The organism is Microbacterium sp. RG1 (assembly GCF_005347485.1).
Classification (GTDB): Bacteria; Actinomycetota; Actinomycetes; order Actinomycetales; family Microbacteriaceae; genus Microbacterium; species Microbacterium binotii_A.
The window spans coordinates 2,892,580-2,909,541 of record NZ_CP034121.1 but is presented as its reverse complement, the minus strand read 5'-3'; the positions used below and the strand labels follow the sequence as shown (position 1 = coordinate 2,909,541).

The window sequence follows — 16,962 nt, the reverse complement described above, 5'->3', positions numbered from 1 at the left end:
AACCGGATAACCCGAACGGCATACAGCGCTACGCTGGGCGCACACTCGCTTGATCCACCCCGAACGTGAGGAGACCCCATGAGGGGCAAAGCTGGACTCGTCATCGGACTGGCAGCGGGCTACGTGCTCGGAACGCGCGCAGGCCGTGAGCGCTACGAACAGATCAAGACGCAGGCGCAGAAGGTGTGGAACCTGGCGCCCGTGCAGAAGCAGGTCGGCAAGCTGCAGGAGGTGGGCAAGTGGGCACTGCTCGCGGTGCCGAGCGCCCTGTTCAGCGGCGCGGTGAAGGTCACCAAGGCCGTCACGACCGACGGCACCCCCGGCCAGCGTCTGGATGCCGCGCTCGACGCCGGCGCCGACGCAGCGGAGGACGTCGCGGACGCCGCCGAAACCACGGCGACGGCCGCGAAGAAGTCCACGTCGTCCACGACCGCGAAGCGCCCTGCCGCCAAGCGCAGCACGGGCGGCTCCTCGTCGGGCGGGAAGTGACATGACCACCCCCCGCGGCTTCCGTGACAAGTCGGAGAAGAGCCTGCTGACCCTGGTCGGCGAGGTCCCCGAGCTCGTCCGCAACCTCGTGACGGCGGAGATCGACTCCGCGAAGAAGTGGCTCGGCAAGGCGGCGAAGAACGCCGGTATCGGCGGCGGCCTCATGCTCGGCGCCCTGATCATCCTGTTCTGGTCGATCCCGGCGCTCGGTGCGTTCATCATCATCGGGCTCTCGTCCTGGTGGCAGCCGTGGGTCGCCGCCCTCGTGCTGTTCGGCGCGATGCTGCTCATCGCCGTCGTGCTGGCCCTGCTCGGGTACCTGCGCTTCCGCAGGATCGGCAAGGACAACCCCGCATCCCACATCGCCGAAGACGTGCGCGTCGTGAAGGAGGCAGGCGAATGACTGCTCCGGTTCCCGTTCCCCGCACCGGTGTCCCCCTGGGCATCACCGACCCCGTCGAGAAGGCGCGTGCGGAGCTCAAGGCCACGCTGGCCGCGATCGAGGAGAAGGCCAACGTCCCGCGCCGCGTGGGCACGGCGGCCGAGCGTCGCATCGCCCAGTTCCGCCGCTTCGCGCGCGAGGAACCGACGGCGGCGACGCTCGCCGTCATCGGTACGGCGGCTGCCGTCGGCGTCATCGTGTGGGGCGCCATCCGCGCCTACGTGCGCTGATTCGCTCCCCCGCACCGACGCATCGCGGATAGCACTGGCCGGCGCCGTTTGGCGTCTGGCGACGACGGGGTGAGACTGGAGGTCATGAGCTCCGCACCCGAGTCGACGTCCACGCAGTTCACCCTCTGGGCGGTGTTCCGCCGCGACCCCGCGAAGCCCGTCACCGCGACGGACGACACCGAGCTCGCCGCTCTCGTCGAGCTGATCGAGGCCGGTGGCGTCACCATCCGCGGGTTCTACGACGTCAGCGGACTTCGCGCCGACGCCGATCTGATGGTCTGGATGCATGGGCCTGTCGCCGAGGACCTGCAGCGCGACCTGCGACGCCTGCGACGCACCGACCTCCTGCAGGACCTCCTTCCGGTGTGGAACGCGATGGGCGTGCACCGCGACGCCGAGTTCAACCGCTCGCACGTGCCCGGGTTCCTCCGCGGCGAGCACGCCCGCGAGTGGCTCACGGTCTACCCCTTCGTGCGCAGCTACGAGTGGTACCTGCTGCCGGAGGAGGAGCGCCGCGCCATGCTGGCCGACCACGGCCGCAAGGGCGCGGCGTACACGAACGTCGTCGCGAACACCGTCGCCTCGTTCGCCCTCGGCGACTACGAGTGGCTGCTGCCCATGGAGGCGGACGAGCTGAGCGACCTGGTCGACATGATGCGGGCACTGCGTTACACCGAGGCGCGTCGCCACGTGCGCGAGGAAGTCCCCTTCTTCACGGGCCGCCTCGTCCCGACCTCGGCCATCGCCGAGATTCTGTCGTGACCCGCGGATGTCGGCACCGGAGCGGGGTGTGAGCGCACCGCTGCGCCTGGGCACTCGGCGCAGCGCCCTCGCGACCGCGCAGTCGCAGCAGATCGCCGATCTGCTGGCGACGGTGTCCGGGCGCCAGGTCGTGCTCGTCCCGATCACCTCCGAGGGCGACGTCTCGCGCGCCTCGCTGTCGCAGCTTGGCGGTCGTGGCGTGTTCGCGACGCGCCTGCGCGAGGCGCTGCTGGCGGGTGAATGCGACCTGCTGGTGCATTCCCTCAAAGACCTCCCCACGGCCGAGGCGCCCGGGCTCGTGATCGCCGCCACCCCGCGGCGAGAAGACGCCCGCGACGTCGTGATCACCCGTGACGGCACTCCGATCGCCGAGATGGCCGCCGGCAGCGTCATCGGAACCGGCTCCCCTCGCCGCATCGCCCAGTTGCGGCGGCGGAACCCCGGACTCGTCGCCCAGGATCTGCGTGGCAACGTCGACTCGCGCCTGTCGCGTGTACGCGACGGAGAGCTGGATGCGGTCATCCTCGCCGCGGCCGGCCTCGCCCGTCTCGGCGGTGCGACCGGCGAGCTCTTCACCGAGCCCCTCGCACTCGCGCAGTGGCCCACCGCGCCGGGTCAGGGATCGCTCGCCGTCGAGGCGCGCCAGGATGCGCCCGCCGACCTGCTCACAGCGATCGGTCGACTCGACGACGCCGCGACCCGCGTCGCGGTCACGATCGAGAGAGCGGTGCTCGCAGGCCTGGATGCCGGCTGCTCCGCGCCGGTCGGGGTGCACGCCGTGCTCGAGGGAGATCGACTGCACGTGCGCGCCACGGTGTACGCCGCCGACGGAAGTCGCGCGATCGAAGCTGAGAGAAACCTGTGCGTGAGGGACGGGTATGCTGGGCCGACGGGCAGCAGCGATGGTGCGAGAGCTGCCGGCGATGACGACCCGATCGCAGGTGCACGCGAAACCGGGAGTGACGTCGCACGCGAGCTGCTCGAGCATGGAGCAGCCGAGGTCTCACCATGAAAGCCGAAGCCATGCACGAAGAGCCCCGACGGCACGAAGCCGCCAAGCCCCTGACGGGCTGGCGCGTACTCGTGCCCCGCGGCGGCCCCTGGGGCGACGGGGTGGCAGCGACACTGCGCTCGCAGGGTGCAGTGCCGGTCGTAGCTCCCCTCATCAACTTCGCCCCGACCAATGACGAGCAGACGCTCGAAGCCGCCCTCGCCGACCTCGCCGCCGGCCGCTTCGACTGGGTCACCATGACCAGCGCGACCACGGTCGACGTGCTCTTCGCCTACCGCGCCGTGATCCCCCCCTCCACCAAGGTCGCCGCCGTCGGCGAGACCACCGCGGCCGCGCTGCAGGCTGCCGGCTACCGCGTCGACCTGGTTCCCGACCGCGACAACTCCGCCGCCGGCATGGCCGAGCAGATGATCGCGCTCGAGCCCGAGCCGCGCCGCATCCTCACGCTGCGCAGCGAGATCGCCAAGCCCGTGCTGACCCGCAAGCTCACCGAGGCAGGTCACGATGTGCGCAGCGTCGTCGCCTACCGCACGGTCGGCGTGCCCGTCACCGAGCGCATCGCCCACGACGTGGCGTCGGGCCGGATCAACGCCATCCTCGTCACGAGCGGGTCGGTCGCCGAGCAGGTGCAGCTGCAGTTCCCCGACATCCCCGAATCGACCGTCATCGCCGCGATCGGTCCGCAGACCGCGAACGATGCACGCCGTGCCGGACTCGGCGTCTCGGTCGTCGCCGACCGACAGACCGTCGACGCGCTCATCGAAGCCGTCTCGCACTTCGCGCTCCCGCACGCCGCCGACGAGTTCCAGCCGTGAGCTTTCCCGCACATCGTCTGCGCAGGCTCCGCCAGTCCCCCGCCGTCCGGCGCCTGGTCCGCGAGACGCACCTGGCACCGTCGCAGCTCGTGCTGCCTATGTTCGTGCGCGAGGGAGTGAGTGAACCGCAGCCGATCGGCTCCATGCCGGGAGTCGTGCAGCACTCGCTCGACTCGCTGCGTCGCGCGGCGGCGGATGCGGCGGCCGCCGGCGTCGGCGGCGTGATGCTGTTCGGCGTGCCGACCGTCCGTGACGCCGTGGGCTCGGGAGCGGACGACCCGGACGGCATCCTGAACGTGGCCACGGCGGCACTCGTGGCGGAGGTCGGTGACGCCCTCGTCGTACAGAGCGATCTCTGCCTCGACGAGTTCACGGATCACGGCCACTGCGGCGTACTCACCCCGCGGGGCGCGGTCGACAACGACGCGACCCTCGAGCGCTACGCCGCGATGGCCATCGCACAGGCATCCGCCGGCAGCCACCTGCTGGGGCTGTCGGGGATGATGGACGGCCAGGTCGCCCACGTGCGCGCCGCCCTCGACGCCGAAGGCTTCACCGACACCATTCTCCTCGCCTACGCGGCGAAGTACGCGGGCGCCTTCTACGGCCCCTTCCGCGAGGCCGTCGACTCGCAGCTGAAGGGCGACCGCCGCACCTACCAGCTCGACCCCGGCAACGGCCGCGAGGGCGTGCGCGAGGCCGTCGTGGACGTCGCCGAAGGCGCCGACATCGTCATGGTCAAGCCCGCTTTGCCCTACCTCGACGTGCTCGCCGATGTGCGCGCATCCGTCGAGGTCCCGGTGTGGGCCTATCAGGTGTCGGGCGAGTACGCGATGATCGAGGCCGCTGCCGCGCACGGCTGGATCGACCGCCGGGGTGCGATCACGGAGTCGCTGCTCGGCATCCGCCGCTCCGGCGCCGACGCCATTCTCACCTATTGGGCGCTCGAGGCGGCCGGCTGGCTGCGCGAGAGCCGCTGACACCGCATCCGATCCGCGCCTCTCCCACGGCGCAGGATGCGGCGAGATCCTCGGAAGGACGAGTCATGACCGACCGCAACGACGAACTCTTCGCGCACGCCCGCGAGGTCATCCCGGGCGGTGTGAACTCCCCTGTTCGCGCCTACGGCTCGGTGGGCGGGGCGCCCCGCTTCCTCGCGTCGGCCGCCGGGCCGTACGTGACGGATGCGGCCGGTCGCCGGTACGTGGACCTCGTGGCGTCGTGGGGTCCGGCGCTGCTCGGCCACGCGCATCCCGAGGTCGTCGCGGCCGTGCAAGAGGCTGCGGCGCGCGGGCTCTCCTTCGGCGCGCCGACGGAGGCCGAGGTCGACCTGGCCGCGCTGATCGCCGACCGGGTGCGTGTGGGCGACGCCGCACCCATCGACCGCGTGCGCCTCGTCTCCACCGGCACCGAAGCGACGATGACCGCCATCCGGCTCGCCCGCGGCTACACGGGCCGCGACCTGCTCGTGAAGTTCTCCGGCCACTACCACGGCCACTCGGACGGACTGCTGGCGGCGGCCGGATCCGGCGTCGCGACGCTTGCGCTTCCCGGCTCGGCGGGGGTGCCCGCCCCCATCGCGGCCCAGACGCTCGTCATCGACTACAACGACCTCACCCAGGTGCGCGAGGTGTTCGCCGTGCACGGTGACCGGATCGCGGCCGTCATCGTGGAGGCCGCGGCCGCCAACATGGGCGTCGTGCCGCCCGCGCCGGGCTTCAACGCCGCCCTCGCCGACATCGCTCACCGGCACGGCGCGCTCCTCATCCTCGATGAGGTGCTGACCGGCTTCCGCGTGCACCCGGCCGGTTTCTGGGGACTGCAGCAGGATGCCGGCGAGCACTACGCGCCCGACATCTTCACCTTCGGGAAGGTCGTCGGCGGCGGGATGCCGTTGGCCGCCCTCGGCGGGCGCGCCGACGTGATGGACACCCTCGCTCCGGTGGGGCCGGTGTACCAGGCGGGCACCCTGTCGGGGAACCCGCTGTCGGTCGCCGCCGGTCTCGCGACGCTGCGGCTCGCCACGCCCGAGGTGTACGCCCGGGTGGATGCCGCCGCATCCGCTGTCGCGACGGCACTGTCGGGCGCGCTGGAGCAGGCGGGCGTGACGCACGCGGTCCCGCGGGCGGGTTCACTGTTCGGCGTGGCCTTCCTGCCGGAGGCGCCGCTGTCGTACGCGGCCGCGCAGACGCAGGAGGCGTGGCGGTATCCGGCGTTCTTCCACGCGATGCTGGATGCGGGGGTCTCCCTGCCGCCGAGCGTGTACGAGGCGTGGTTCCTGACCGCCGCACACGACGACGACGCCCTCGCCGCGGTGCTCGCGGCGCTCCCCGGCGCCGCGCGTGCGGCGGCCGAGGCGAGACCTCAGGACTGATCCAGCGTCGACGCGACGGTGGGGATGCCCCGATCGGTGGGGGTTCCGAGCAGGCGCACCTTGCCGATGCGGATACCGATCGCACCGTCGGCCGGCGGCGTGTTCTCCCACACGTCGTGCGCTTCGCCGAGTTTCAGGGAGAACATCCCTTCCGCGGTGGGAGTGTCACGCCAGTCGACCTTGTTCAAGCCGTAGCCCTTCCAGTCGCGCGCGACGAGACGCTGTTCCAGGCGCAGACCGGAGCCGTCCGCGAGCTCTTGCGGGAAGATCCCCGTCCCCGCCACGAGCGCGTTCGCGCGGCCCCAGCAAGACGCGGGGACCTGTTCGATCAGCGCCGCCAGCAGGGCGAGTCGCGCGTCCACGGTGGCGACGTCGAGTGCCTCGCAGCCGTAGGTCAGGATGGATCCGGCGCGGATGACGATCGGGCAGCGGGTGGGTGCGACCTCGAGGGCGCCGCGGAACCCCGGCGTGAGAAGGTCCACCGCGAACGCGGGAATGAACCCCTCGACGCTCCAGCGGGAGCTCGGCCAGTTCGGGCCCATGGGCGGGATCCAGGGCAGCCTGATGCCGTAGTCCTTGCCGCGCCCGAGCGTGGCGTCGCCGAAGCGGATCTCCGGAAGGGATGCGGGCAGCCGCATCCAGACGAGGTTCACCTCACGGCGGTCGCCCCAGGAGTTGCCGCCGCTCCCGGTGCGGAACTCGTAGCCGACGAGTCGCGCGGCGCCCGCCTGACGTCCATGCGCCTGCCCGGTGACGACCTCGCTCATCCCGGTCGGCCAGATGTCCTGCGAGCGACGCGCCCGCATCACCGCCTCGGCGATCTCGATGGCGGGTGGCGGGGTCGCGTCCTCCCACGTCCACCCGCGAGCCTCGAACACCGGACGCGTGGCCCGGCGAGCGGCCGCATCCGCCTCGCGGCGCTTCTTCCCGAACGGCAGCATGCGCGTAGCGTAACGGCCCGCCGCGGGCGACGCGCTCTGGGAGAATCACGGGATGGCACAGAGCGAGCAACCCCGGGTCGTCGTCATCGCGGGAGGCGTGGGCGGATCCACGTTCAGCGAGGGGATGCGGGCGGAGCTGGCCCGCCGCGGCGCTGAGCCCGCGACGATCATCGTCAACACGGGCGACGACCTGTGGCTGTCCGGTGTGCGCCTGCAGCCGGACATCGACTCGGTGCTCTACCGCCTCGCGGGGCAGAACGACACCGTGCGCGGCTGGGGCCGTGCGGGCGACACCGAGCGGGTCAACGAGGAGCTGCAGGCCTGGGGAGCAGGCTGGCCATGGTTCACCCTCGGCGACCTGGACCTCGGCACGCACCTCGCACGGACCGGGTGGCTGCGCGAGGGCGCCACGGTCTCCGAGGTCGTCGCGCGGCTGTCCGAACGGTGGCCGCTGGGCGTGCGCCTGCTGCCGATGACCGACGCCGAGGTCGACACCCACGTGCTTCTCGAGGACGGCGGGCGCCTCCACTTCCAGGAGTGGTGGACACGCCACCGCGCCACGCTCGCGCCCCGCGCCTTCGAGAACCCCGGAATGGACGCGGCCGCCCCCGCGCCAGGTGTCGTCGAAGCCATCGTGCAGGCCGACGTCGTCGTGCTCGCCCCCTCCAACCCCGTGGTCTCGATCGGGCCCGTACTCGCCGTTCCCGGCATCCGAGAAGCACTGTCCGCGACCTCGGCCCGGGTCGTCGGCGTCTCGCCCATCATCGGCGGGCGCGTCGTGCGCGGCATGGCGGATGTCTGCCTCACCGCGATCGGTGTCGAGACCTCCGCGGCGGCGGTGGCCGCCCACTACGGCAGCCGCAGCGCCGGCGGCGTCCTCGATGCATGGCTGCTGGCGGAGGAGGATGCCGCATCCGCGGCCTCCGTGGACGCTGTCGGGATCCGGCCGGTCGTCGCCCCCCTGTGGATGCGGGACATCGAGGCCACCCGAGCGATCGCTGCGACGGCGCTGGGCGCCTGATCGACGCGGGCGCAGAATCGTAGCGGGTCTGTGGACAATCCGCGCGCGGGCATCGCACGACGACACCGGGCGTTACGCTGTCGAGACGTGAGAAGTGGGGGCGGCACGACGATGGCAGGCGCACACCGGGCGCTGCGGCGATACACCGTGGCTGGAGGTCAGCAGTGACCACGCCCGCCGACACCGAGGAACGCCGTCGGATCGCGATCGTCGACGGAGCCTCGCGCCACGATCTCCTGATCCCTCCCGCGGCCAGCATCGCCGACGCGCTCGCGAGTCTCGGCATCCGCCAGGAAGTCGGGCGCGACGTGCTCCTCGAGGTCGACGGACGGGAGGTGAGCCCGCTACTGCGCGTCGACGACCTCAGCGACGGCACGGTGCTCGCGCTCGTGGATCTGTCGCAGAAGGTGAAGCAGGACCGCCGGCGCCGTCGTGACCCCTCCCGCGGGGAGGCGCCCGGAGCCTGGTGGGTGCTCGGCGGCATCGCCCTCGTGCTCGCGGTGTTCTCACTCATCGCACCCGACGCCGTCCGGGAGTCGCTGCGCTTCCCGTTGGCGGTCGCGATGGGCGCCTTCGCCGTCACCGCGGGCATGGCGCTCGCCGTGCGGGCGACGGGTGTCGCGAATGGGACGGATGCGGCTCTCGTCGCGGTCCTGACACTGGCCTTCGCCGCGGGTGCCGGCATCGTGCCCGCGTTCCCCGCCGCAACCTCCACACTGCAGGTTTTCGTCGGCCTGCTCTCGGCGGCGGTGCTGGCGGGAATGCTGGCCCTCGTCGGACGCCCCGCAGGGCTGCACGCGCGCCTGTCGGCCGCCACGACGCTGCTGCTCGTACTGGCCGGGGTGTGGGGTTTCTCGCTCATCCTCTCGCTGCCGCTTTCCGCGCCCACCGCCGTCACGCTGGGCCTCGCACCCGTGGCGCTGCGCATCCTGCTGGCCACCCTCGTGGACGTTCCACCCGGCATCTTCATCGACTACGAGCGCTACCAGACCACGCGATGGAGCGTGCGCCAGCAGCTGCCCGAGGAGATCCACTCCATCGGCGCCGCCGACGCCCGCGACCTCGTGGCGCGCTCGACCGGGCGTCTCGTCGCCGGGACGTTCGTGCTGACGCTCGCCGTCGCCCTCAGCGCCCCGTTCGCGCTGCCGGACATGGACGACTTCGACCCGCTCGTGCTCTCGGGGCGCATCGCGCTGGCGATCACGGTCGTGCTCGCACTCCTGCTCGGAGCGCGGCGCTTCTCGGTCCCGTTGCTGCGGTGGCTGCCCCGGCTCGCCGCAGGCGCCGTGGCCGTCGTCATGGTACTGACCGCGACCCGCGAGGCGAACCCCGTGCTGCTCACCGTGCTGGCGGGCATCTTCCTGGCCGTCGGCGCGATCGCCGCGCTGGTCATCATCCCCACGAGCCGCGGCGCGCAGTCCCTGCGCTGGTCGCGGTTCGGGGACGTCATCGAATGGATCGCGATCGCCTTGTCACTGCCCGCCGGCCTGCTCGCCGCCGATACCGTCGATATCCTGCGTGGAATGATGGGCGCATGAGTCTGCCGCCGCAGTTCACGGGCGAGCCCGCCGGAGTCGGAGCACGACTCGCCGCCTTCACGATCGACGTCGCCATCGTGGTCACCATCGGTGTCACCGTCGCCCTCGTGAGCGGGTCGGCCGTCTTCGGGCTGCTCGTGAGCGCCGAGGCGGTCCTGGCTCTGTGGATCCTCCAGGCCCGCACCGGATCCGGTCCCGGCAAGGCCCTGTTCGGGCTGCGCGTCGCGCGCCTCGACGGCCCGTACTCACCCGGCGCGGGGCGCAGCTTCGTGCGCGGCCTGCTGGTGGGCATCGGCTCCCTCGTGTTCGGCGCGGGAGCGTGGGTCGTCGAGGGATCCGCATCCGCCGACCGCTCGGGCCTGCGTCGCTCCTGGGCCGACCGCGCCGCGCAGACCGTCGTCGTCGCCGCTCCGCGGCGCCCCGCGGCGGAGCGGCGGAGCAGACGGCGCTCCGCCGACGAGATCGTCGCCGTCCCCTCCCCGACCGTCATCGCACGCCCGTGGTCGCCCGCTCCCGTGGAATCCGGCAAGGCTCGGGGACCGATCGCTGCGCCTGTGTCCCCCGAGCCGCCTGCGGCGCCCGTCACCGCCGCGGCAGCAGCACCCGATGTTCCGGCTCCCGCCGCAGCGGTCGCGGGCTGGGCGGGTCCCACTGCCGCGGCACCGATCGTCGATCAGGCCGACCCGGGCGAGCGCCCCACCGGCGAGCTGCTGCTCATCTTCGACACGGGCCAGCGCGCCCGCTTGCCTCTGCCCGTCGCCGTCAACCTCGGCCGCAGCCCCGAGCAGACCGAGCAGACCGATCTGCTGGTGACGGTGACGGATCCCGACTCCAGCGTCTCCAAGACCCACCTCCGTCTCGAGTTCGATCACGCGGGCCTCTGGGTCACCGACACGGGTTCGACCAACGGGACAGAGCTGCTCGACGATGACGGCCAGGTGGTGCCTCTCGCGCCCCACGCGCGCACCTTCGTCGACGACGACACCCGCATCCGGATCGGGAATCGCATCTTCACCGTCAGCCGACTGATCGGAGCCGCTTCGTGAGCAAGGGACCACGCCTGGCCCCGCCGTCCGTGCCGAGTGGTCGCATCGTCGTGCAGCCACCGCCGGAGCTCGTTCCGAACGAGGGCGGCAGCAGCATGCTCACCTCGCTGCTGCCGATGCTCGGCAGCGTGGGCGCGATCGTCATGGTGACGATCTCCAACGCCGGACCGACCGGCTTCATCACCGGCGGCATGTTCCTGCTGTCTTCGCTCGGATTCGTCGCCGTCAACGGCTGGCGCCAGCGCGCGCAGCGCAACGCCCAAGTGCTCGGTAACCGCCGCGAGTACCTCGCCTACCTCAGCGACCTCCGCGAGACCGTCCGCACGGCCGCGCGCAAGCAGCGTCGCCACGGCGCATGGGTGACGCCGTCCCCGTCCGCGCTGCCGTTCATCGCCGAGGAACGCACCCGCGTCTGGGAGCGCCAGCCCGGCGACGAGGGCTTTCTCCTCACCCGGATCGGAACGTGCGACCAGCCGCTGTGCATCTCGCTCGAAGCGCCGGATCTGCCCCCGCTCGCCCAGCTCGACCCCGTCGCCGCATCCGCGGCCCACCGGTTCATGCTCACCCACGAGATCCAGCCGGATCTGCCCCTCGGCGTGACCCTTACCGACTACGCACGCATCGAGGTCGTCGGTCCTGACGAGGATGCGGTGCGCGCCCTCGCCCGCGCCATGGTCGTGGGAGCTGCGACCCTGCAGGACCCCGAGGACGTCGTCGTCGCGATCCTCGCCGGCCCCGACCAGCTGCCCGCGTGGGAGTGGGCCAAGTGGCTGCCGCACGCGCTCTCGTCGCGCTCCAGCGACAAGCTGGGGCCCGCCCGCATGATCGCCTCATCGCTGGACGACCTCGAAGACCTGCTGCCCACCGGGCTCCGCGAACGCGCGCGTTTCGCCCGCGGCGGCGGCGCCACCCCGCACGTCATCCTCGTGGTCGACGGCGTCCAGCTGCCGATGGGCGACCCGGTCGTCGGCGGCGACGGGATGCTGGGCGTCACCGTGGTGGAGCTTCCCGGTCGCTGGGGCGAGCTCGAGAACCCCGACGTCCTGCGCATCGTCATGCCGGAGGCCGCCGCATCCGATCGTCACGCCGAACTCATCGACGTGGTGTCGGGATCGCGCACCTTCACCCCCGACACCACCTCGATCGCCGTGGCCGAGGCCACCGCGCGTCGGCTCATGCCGCTCTACTCGAACCCGGCCGCGCTCGCCGAGACGCCCGGCGCCCAGCAGGGTCAGCGCGAACTCGTCGAACTGCTCGGCATGCCCGACGTGCGCGAGATCGACTTCGACCGCACCTGGTCGGGTCGCCTGGAACGCGACCGCCTCCGCGTCCCGATCGGTCAGGACACGACGGGCGCCCCGCTCGTGCTCGACCTCAAGGAAGCGGCCCAGCAGGGTATGGGTCCGCACGGCGTGATGATCGGCGCCACGGGTTCCGGTAAGTCCGAGGTGCTGCGCACGCTCGTGCTCGCCCTCGCGTTGACGCATTCGCCCGAGCAGTTGAACTTCGTGCTCGTCGACTTCAAGGGTGGCGCGACCTTCGCCGGCATGGCGGGGATGCCCCACGTCTCGGCGATCATCACCAACCTCGGCAGCGAGCTCGCCCTCGTCGACCGCTTCCAGGACGCCCTGCAGGGTGAGATCGTGCGCCGCCAGGAGCTGCTGCGCGCCGCCGGCAACTTCGCCAACGTCTCGGACTACGAAAAGGCTCGCCGCGGCGGGCGCACCGACCTCGCGCCGCTTCCGGCGCTGCTGATCGTGGCCGACGAGTTCAGCGAGCTGCTGGCTGCGAAGCCGGAGTTCGTGGAGAGCTTCATCAACATCGGCCGCGTCGGCCGTTCGCTCCAGGTGCACCTGCTTCTGGCATCGCAGCGCCTGGAAGAGGGGAAGCTTCGCGGCCTCGACACGTACCTGTCGTACCGCATCGGTCTGCGCACGTTCTCGGCCGCCGAGTCGCGCACGATCATCGGCACCCCCGACGCCTACACCCTGCCGCAGGAGCCCGGCGTCGGCTACCTCAAGGCCGACACCGACAACCTCGTGCAGTTCCGCGCCGCCTATGTCTCGGGAACACCCAAGACGAAGCTCACCGGCGGACGCTCGAGCGAGTCGGCCGACACTTCAGGTGAGGCGACCCGCATCGAGGTCTTCACAGCCGCACCTCAGCCGCTCGAGCTGATCGAGGAGCCCGTCGACACCTCGCGCGACATCGTGTCGCAGCCGGTCGAGGAGCGCTCGACCTTCCAGATCGCCGTCGAGCGGATGAAGGGTCGCGGCCCCGCCGCCCATCAGGTGTGGCTTCCGCCGCTCGAGGAACCTTCGTCGCTCGACGAGCTCATGCCCGATCTCGTCGTCGACCCGCGGATGGGTCTGCACTCCCCCGGCTGGCGCGCAGCCGGCGCCCTCACGGTCCCGCTCGGAATCGTCGACGTGCCCCTCGAGCAGCGCCGCGAGAACCTCGTGGTCTCGCTCGGCGGCGCGGCCGGTCACGTGGCGATCGTCGGAAGCCCGCTGAGCGGCAAGTCGACGCTGGCCCGCACGCTCGTGTCGGCGCTCGCCCTGACCGCGACACCGCTCGAGCTGCAGTTCTACGTGCTCGACTTCGGCGGCGGTACCTTCACGGGTCTGCAGCGCCATCCGCACGTCGCCGGCGTCGCCACGCGCACCGAGGCGGAGGCCATCCGCCGCACGGTCGCCGAGGTGGAGTCGATCATCGACGACCGCGAGCGCTACTTCCGCCAGAACGGCATCGACTCGATCGACACCTACCGCCTGCGCCGCAGCCAGGGTGTCGTCGACGACGGCTACGGCGACGTGTTCCTCGTCGTCGACGGCTGGGCGACGCTGCGTGCCGACTACGAGGCGCTCGAGACGCGCGTGCAGACCATCGCCGCACGAGGCCTCAGCTTCGGCGTGCACGTGATCGTGACGGCCAACCGCTGGCTCGAGATCCGCGCGAGCCTCAAGGACCTGATCCAGACCCGCCTCGAGCTGCGCCTGGGAGACCCGACGGACTCCGAGATCGACCGCAAGCAGGCGGCCAACGTGCCCGCCGGCCAGCCCGGGCGAGGCCTCAGCGCCAAGCGTCTGCAGATGCTCGCCGCGCTGCCGCGCATCGACGGATCCTCGGATGTGGCGGCCCTCGTCGACGGCGTCGACGACATGGTCGCCCGTGTCGGCGCCGCCTGGCAGGGCCCGGCGGGTCCGAAGCTGCGACTGCTCCCGGAGATGATCACCCTCGACGAGGTGCGTGCGCAGACCACGCCGGACGACGCCCGCATCCTGCTCGGTGTCGACGAAGCGCAGCTCGCACCGTTCGGCATCGACCCCCGCAAGGAAGCCCACCTGTTCCTCTACGGTGATTCGGGCATGGGCAAGTCGTCGTTCCTGCGGGGCATCGCGCAGGAGATCATGCGCAAGCACGGCCCGACCGAGGCGAAGATCTTCGCTGTCGACTACCGTCGCTCGCTGCTGGGCGAGATCCCGCAGGAGTACCTGGGCGCCTACCTCACCTCGCACGAGCCCGCCACGAGCGGCCTCGCCGAGCTCGCCCAGTTCTTCTCGAGCCGCATCCCCGGGCCGGATGTGACCCCCGAACAGCTGCGCGAGCGCAGCTGGTGGAAGGGCGCCGAGGGCTTCGTACTGGTCGACGACTACGACCTCGTTGCGACGAGCCAGGGCAACCCTCTCGCCGTGCTGCAGCCGCTGCTGGCGCAGGCCGGCGACCTGGGCCTGCACGTGATCCTGACCCGACGCACCGGCGGTGCGAGCCGCGCAGCCTACGACCCGATCATCCAGCGCTTCACCGATCTGGGTGTCACCGGCATCCTGCTCGGCGGAAACCCGGAGGAGGGTCCGCTGATCGGTCGCGTCAAGGCCGCTCCTGCGGCACCGGGTCGCGCGCAGATCGTGAGCCGCGAGCAGGGTCTGCTCTCCGCCCAGCTGGCCTTCTCCCCCTCCCACCACTGACCCCTCGGGGTCGCCCTTCCCGCGAGGAGAGGAACAGGGGTCAGGATGCGGGGAGCAGATCGCGGATGAGGCGCACCGCGGGCGAGTCGGTCATGCTGGTGCGCCACACGAGCGCGACCGGACGCGTCGGCTCGGGGTCGCGCACCGGCACCGCGACGACGGAGTCGGGCAGCCGCCCACGCCCCAGCTTCGGCACCAGCGCCACCGCGAGCCCGTGGGCCACGAGCTCGATCTGCGACGCGAACTCCAGGCACCAGAAGTCGATGCGCGGCGGATGCGGCTCGCCCCGGAACATGTGGCAGAACCACTCGTAGCAGATGGTTCCGTCGGGGGTGCTGGACCACACACGATCGCGCACATCGGCGGGGCTCACCGCATCCCTCGACGCGAGCGGGTCGTCGCGGTGCACGAGCAGATCCGCCGTGTCGCGGAGGAACTCGACGCTGCGCACGCTCGGCGGCAGCGTGAGCGTGACGCCCTCCCAGTGGTGCACGATCGCGAGATCCAGCGTGCCGGCGGTCACCGCCGCGACCGCATCCCACGGGTCGATCTCGGTGACGGTCAGGCGCAGGTCGGGCGCCTCGGCGGCCGCTCGTGTCACGAGGTGGGGGACGACACCGCGCACGGCGGTCGAGAAGACGCCGAGACGCAGCGTTCCCGTGGGGCGGGCGCCCGCGTCGTGCAGTCGTGAGCGCAGCTGCTCGACCTGGGCACGCAGTTGCGCCCCCTCCTCGACCAGGCGCCGCCCCGCTGCGGTGAGCACGACACCGCGGCCCTCCCGATCGATGAGCCGAGCACCGAGGTCGCGCTCGAGGCGCTTGATCTGCTGGGACACGGCCGAGGGCGTGTAGTCGAGCTCGGCCGCCGCGGCGTGGACCGTGCCGGTGCGGGCGAGGGCGAGCAGCGCATCCACGGCGGCGAGGTCGATCATGGCGTCGACCGTATCACCGAGCTTCACGGATCCATGCAGAACCGTGCGCTGGTGCTGCACGGACACGCTCCGACACGATGGGCGGGTGCCCCTTCGTTCTTCTCTTCTCGCCGCCCTCGTCGCCGTCATCTGGGGCGTCAACTTCGTCGTGATCGACGCGGGGCTCGACGGCATGCCGCCCGCACTTTTCGTCGCGCTGCGCTTCACCGCCGTCCTCGTGCCCGCCATCTTCTTCGTGCCGCGGCCGCGGGGTCGGATGCGGGACGTCCTGCTCATCGGGCTCTTCATGAGCCTCGGTCAGTTCGGGCTGCTGTACACGGCCCTCGCGATGGGCATGCCGCCGGGGCTCGCCTCGCTCGTGCTGCAGGCCCAGGTGGCCTTCACGATCGTCTTCGCCGCGCTCGCCCTGCGCGAGGCTCCGCGTCGGGCGCAGGTCATCGGCGTGGTCGTCGGCGCCGTCGGACTCGGGATCGTCGCCGCCGGACGGGATGCGGCGACCCCCGCACTCGCTCTGGTGGTGACCCTCGCTGCTGCCGCATCGTGGGCGATCGGCAACGTCATCGCGCGCCGGCTCGGCGGTGCGGGGCACGGCGGTGCGCTCGCGGGGCTGTCGGTCACCGTCTGGTCGGCGCTCGTCGTGCCGGTGCCGATGGTTCTCCTCGCCGTCGCGCTCGACGGACCGGATGCGGTCGGCACCGCACTCACGCACCTCACCACGACGCAGCTGCTGTCCACCGCCTACACGGCCTGGCTCGCGAGCCTGATCGGTTACGGCATCTGGAACACCCTGCTGGCCCGACACACGGCATCCGCCGTCGTCCCGTTCACGATGCTGGTGCCGCCGGTGGGTATCGCGGCGGCATGGCTCGCGCTCGGTGAGACGCCCGCACCCGCCGAGCTCGTCGGCGGCGCGGTCCTGCTGATCGGCGTCGCCATCGCGGTGCTGCCACCTCGCGGTCAGAAGGTGAGCGGGGTGTCCTCGGGCGCACGAAGGCGCAGCGCGGCCGGCGCCGGCCAGCCGAGTTCGTAGGTGCGAAGCGGCGCGTCGATCGCGCCGAAGTCCTCGCTCTTGACCACGATGCGCTCCGGGGTCACCTCCACGAGCCGCACCGCCAGAGGCGCTGCACCCTCGCGCTCCAGCATCCACTTCTCGGCGAGCCAGCCGAGCCCGCGCGCCTCGAGCGCCTCTTCCGCGTCAAGCCACTCGACGGGCTCGGTCATGTCGTGTCCGAGGAGGTCGACGGCGACCCAGCCGGATCCCTCCGGCCGGATCCAGCCGAGCAGCTCGCCGTCGTCGCGGCGGTGCGGGGTCCAGTCCGGGTTCATCCCGCCACCCTACGACCCCGCGGGCGGTGCGTGACAGCGCGGTGACAGCGGCGGGGGCGACGTGACA

The 16,962-nt window shown here is 71.7% G+C and carries 16 protein-coding genes; 13 read left to right on the top strand and 3 right to left on the bottom strand.

Annotation, left to right across the window (positions count from 1 at the left end; genetic code table 11):
* Positions 1–78 precede the first annotated feature (78 nt).
* The 8 genes from EHF32_RS14215 (at position 79) to hemL (ending at position 6,124) form a co-directional block, all read left to right on the top strand.
* A complete protein-coding gene (locus tag EHF32_RS14215) occupies positions 79–489 on the top strand; it encodes a hypothetical protein (RefSeq protein WP_137418793.1) in 411 nt (136 codons plus the stop codon).
* A 1-nt stretch (position 490) separates the two neighbouring features.
* Positions 491–892 (top strand): phage holin family protein, encoded by a 402-nt coding sequence (locus EHF32_RS14210; RefSeq protein WP_137418792.1) that lies wholly within the window; start codon positions 491–493, stop codon positions 890–892.
* On the top strand, positions 889–1,161 hold the full coding sequence (locus tag EHF32_RS14205; RefSeq protein WP_137418791.1) for a DUF3618 domain-containing protein: 273 nt from the start codon (positions 889–891) through the stop codon (positions 1,159–1,161). The genes EHF32_RS14210 and EHF32_RS14205 overlap by 4 nt, the downstream gene beginning before the upstream one ends.
* An 84-nt stretch (positions 1,162–1,245) precedes the next feature.
* Positions 1,246–1,923, top strand: coding sequence for a hydrogen peroxide-dependent heme synthase (hemQ, locus tag EHF32_RS14200; protein ID WP_137418790.1), 678 nt, complete (start codon positions 1,246–1,248; stop codon positions 1,921–1,923).
* Between the two features lie 28 nt (positions 1,924–1,951).
* The gene (hemC, locus tag EHF32_RS14195; protein WP_137418789.1) at positions 1,952–2,935 is read left to right on the top strand and encodes a hydroxymethylbilane synthase; all 984 of its coding nucleotides are present in this window, start codon (positions 1,952–1,954) and stop codon (positions 2,933–2,935) included.
* An 11-nt stretch (positions 2,936–2,946) separates the two neighbouring features.
* Complete coding sequence (locus EHF32_RS14190; protein WP_137418788.1) at positions 2,947–3,750, top strand: uroporphyrinogen-III synthase; 804 nt, start codon at positions 2,947–2,949, stop codon at positions 3,748–3,750.
* Entirely contained in the window at positions 3,747–4,730 is a 984-nt protein-coding gene (gene hemB, locus EHF32_RS14185) for a porphobilinogen synthase (RefSeq protein ID WP_137418787.1), read from the top strand. Before EHF32_RS14190 ends, hemB begins: the two co-directional genes overlap by 4 nt.
* A gap of 65 nt (positions 4,731–4,795) precedes the next feature.
* The gene (hemL, locus tag EHF32_RS14180) at positions 4,796–6,124 is read left to right on the top strand and encodes a glutamate-1-semialdehyde 2,1-aminomutase (RefSeq protein WP_137418786.1); all 1,329 of its coding nucleotides are present in this window, start codon (positions 4,796–4,798) and stop codon (positions 6,122–6,124) included.
* On the opposite strand, the gene EHF32_RS14175 is transcribed toward hemL, so the two are convergent.
* Positions 6,115–7,065, bottom strand: coding sequence for a hypothetical protein (locus EHF32_RS14175; protein WP_137418785.1), 951 nt, complete (start codon positions 7,063–7,065; stop codon positions 6,115–6,117). The genes hemL and EHF32_RS14175 overlap by 10 nt on opposite strands.
* 52 nt (positions 7,066–7,117) lie before the next feature.
* Between EHF32_RS14175 and cofD the strand changes: the two genes are divergently transcribed.
* The 4 genes from cofD (at position 7,118) to eccCa (ending at position 14,638) form a co-directional block, all read left to right on the top strand.
* Positions 7,118–8,086, top strand: coding sequence for a 2-phospho-L-lactate transferase (cofD, locus tag EHF32_RS14170; RefSeq protein WP_137418784.1), 969 nt, complete (start codon positions 7,118–7,120; stop codon positions 8,084–8,086).
* A gap of 164 nt (positions 8,087–8,250) precedes the next feature.
* Positions 8,251–9,624: a hypothetical protein gene (locus EHF32_RS14165; protein WP_137418783.1), complete on the top strand. Its 1,374-nt coding sequence runs from the start codon at positions 8,251–8,253 to the stop codon at positions 9,622–9,624.
* Positions 9,621–10,670, top strand: coding sequence for an RDD family protein (locus EHF32_RS14160; protein ID WP_161594130.1), 1,050 nt, complete (start codon positions 9,621–9,623; stop codon positions 10,668–10,670). Before EHF32_RS14165 ends, EHF32_RS14160 begins: the two co-directional genes overlap by 4 nt.
* Positions 10,667–14,638, top strand: coding sequence for a type VII secretion protein EccCa (gene eccCa / locus EHF32_RS14155; RefSeq protein WP_137418782.1), 3,972 nt, complete (start codon positions 10,667–10,669; stop codon positions 14,636–14,638). Before EHF32_RS14160 ends, eccCa begins: the two co-directional genes overlap by 4 nt.
* Positions 14,639–14,678: 40 nt before the next feature.
* On the opposite strand, the gene EHF32_RS14150 is transcribed toward eccCa, so the two are convergent.
* Entirely contained in the window at positions 14,679–15,635 is a 957-nt protein-coding gene (locus EHF32_RS14150; RefSeq protein WP_161594129.1) for a LysR family transcriptional regulator, read from the bottom strand.
* 19 nt (positions 15,636–15,654) lie between these two features.
* Between EHF32_RS14150 and EHF32_RS14145 the strand changes: the two genes are divergently transcribed.
* Entirely contained in the window at positions 15,655–16,599 is a 945-nt protein-coding gene (locus EHF32_RS14145) for an EamA family transporter (RefSeq protein WP_137418780.1), read from the top strand.
* On the opposite strand, the gene EHF32_RS14140 is transcribed toward EHF32_RS14145, so the two are convergent.
* Entirely contained in the window at positions 16,527–16,895 is a 369-nt protein-coding gene (locus EHF32_RS14140) for a hypothetical protein (RefSeq protein WP_137418779.1), read from the bottom strand. The genes EHF32_RS14145 and EHF32_RS14140 overlap by 73 nt on opposite strands.
* Positions 16,896–16,962 lie beyond the last annotated feature (67 nt).

Bases quoted from the DNA above. Each gene is read 5' to 3' on its own strand.
- EHF32_RS14175 (WP_137418785.1), bottom strand. From the start codon at position 7,065: ATGCTGCCGTTCGGGAAGAAGCGCCGCGAGGCGGATGCGGCCGCTCGC.
- hemQ (WP_137418790.1), top strand. From the start codon at position 1,246: ATGAGCTCCGCACCCGAGTCGACGTCCACGCAGTTCACCCTCTGGGCG.
- hemL (WP_137418786.1), top strand. From the start codon at position 4,796: ATGACCGACCGCAACGACGAACTCTTCGCGCACGCCCGCGAGGTCATC.
- cofD (WP_137418784.1), top strand. From the start codon at position 7,118: ATGGCACAGAGCGAGCAACCCCGGGTCGTCGTCATCGCGGGAGGCGTG.
- EHF32_RS14160 (WP_161594130.1), top strand. From the start codon at position 9,621: ATGAGTCTGCCGCCGCAGTTCACGGGCGAGCCCGCCGGAGTCGGAGCA.
- EHF32_RS14215 (WP_137418793.1), top strand. From the start codon at position 79: ATGAGGGGCAAAGCTGGACTCGTCATCGGACTGGCAGCGGGCTACGTG.
- EHF32_RS14205 (WP_137418791.1), top strand. From the start codon at position 889: ATGACTGCTCCGGTTCCCGTTCCCCGCACCGGTGTCCCCCTGGGCATC.
- EHF32_RS14140 (WP_137418779.1), bottom strand. From the start codon at position 16,895: ATGAACCCGGACTGGACCCCGCACCGCCGCGACGACGGCGAGCTGCTC.
- EHF32_RS14190 (WP_137418788.1), top strand. From the start codon at position 2,947: ATGCACGAAGAGCCCCGACGGCACGAAGCCGCCAAGCCCCTGACGGGC.
- EHF32_RS14210 (WP_137418792.1), top strand. From the start codon at position 491: ATGACCACCCCCCGCGGCTTCCGTGACAAGTCGGAGAAGAGCCTGCTG.